We start from the raw sequence: 1215 nt of genomic DNA, 5'->3' as shown, positions 1-1215 counted from the left end.
TAGTGCTGCGTTCCTCAAAGGAAGTACACATAGCGGCGGCGTAAACGCCTGGTGGGCGGCGCGGGTCTGCCCCAGATCCAGGGTCGGGCGCGGGCGTTGAGCTGGGCTGTGGCCACTTCGGTGGCGTGGGTGATGTGGTCGCGGTCGCCGAAGGAGCGTCCGGCCAGGGCTGTCTTGCGGAAGATCCGCCACCAGCCCTCTTGGAGGTTGAGCCAGCAGGCGCCGACCGGGATGAACACGTGCCTGATACGAGGATGGTCCTCGAGCCAGGTCCGGGTGGACACGCTGTTGTGCGAGGACAGATTGTCGGTGATCACATAGATGTCCCCGACGGGGTTGGCGTCCTCGACCAGTTGAAGGAACTGCTGGTAGAAGGCGCTGTTGCGGGAGGTGGCGGTCATCGTGAGCTCCTGACCGTCACGGACCCGTAAGCCGCCGTAGACCCAGGTCTTCTCCGGTCCGCGGGAGTAGTCGATCTCGTTCTTGATGCGGTGTCCGTCCGGTGACCAGCCCGGTGCCGGCGGGAAGGTGCGGGGGATCACCGGGCCGAGCTCGTCGGCGCAGACGACCGTCGCGCCCTCGGGCGGGCTGGTATAGAGCCCGACGATCCGCGTCCTTTTCCCTCGAAGTCCACATCTCTTGAGCGCGTCCACGAGCGCGTGCGCCGCCAGCGCACACCTTCTGCCAGCAGGATCCGGCGCACCTGGGACCGGCCCACCTGGATGCCCAGGTCCCGGGCCGCGGCAGCCAGCGCGTCCAAGGTCCACTCCGAAGGCCCCGACTCGTCCGCGGCCCACATCTCGTTCGACGGCCGCACCTCCAGCCGACCCGGCGGCGTCAGCCTGACCAGGCCAACGATCCTCGAGCGCTCGGCCTCGGTGATCCGGCGCCTGCGCCCACCACCTGGCAGGTTCTCCAACCCTTCCAGCCCCAAGCGGTTGAAGCGATGCAGCCACCGGCGCACCGCCTTCTCACTGCACCCCAGCTCAGCGGCGATCGCCGGCACCCGCGCCGCACCCCAACTCAGCTCCACCATCCGGCACCGCTCCACCAGATCCCGCGGCGCCTTCCGCGCCCGCGCCAGCCGGCGAACCAGCGCCCGCTCACCCTCGTCGCGGCTCTCCCGCGCCCGTAACACCACCCGAAGCACCCGCCCCCGAGCACCCGCAACCACCCCGCCACCAGCACATATACCCACCCGAAGCGGAACGCAGC

Annotated in this window: 2 protein-coding genes; both read right to left on the bottom strand. The window is 69.2% G+C overall.

Going from position 1 to position 1215, the window contains the following annotated elements; all coding sequences use genetic code 11:
- Positions 1-14 precede the first annotated feature (14 nt).
- Positions 15-542, bottom strand: coding sequence for a transposase (locus tag SSP29_RS00025; protein WP_089098375.1), 528 nt, complete (start codon positions 540-542; stop codon positions 15-17).
- Positions 539-1138, bottom strand: coding sequence for a helix-turn-helix domain-containing protein (locus SSP29_RS00020; RefSeq protein ID WP_245882988.1), 600 nt, complete (start codon positions 1136-1138; stop codon positions 539-541). The genes SSP29_RS00025 and SSP29_RS00020 overlap by 4 nt, the downstream gene beginning before the upstream one ends.
- Positions 1139-1215 lie beyond the last annotated feature (77 nt).

Source organism: Streptomyces hyaluromycini (assembly GCF_002217755.1).
Lineage (GTDB): Bacteria > Actinomycetota > Actinomycetes > Streptomycetales > Streptomycetaceae > Streptomyces > Streptomyces hyaluromycini.
Note: the sequence above shows the minus strand (reverse complement) of the source record. Positions and strands in the feature narration are given on the sequence as shown.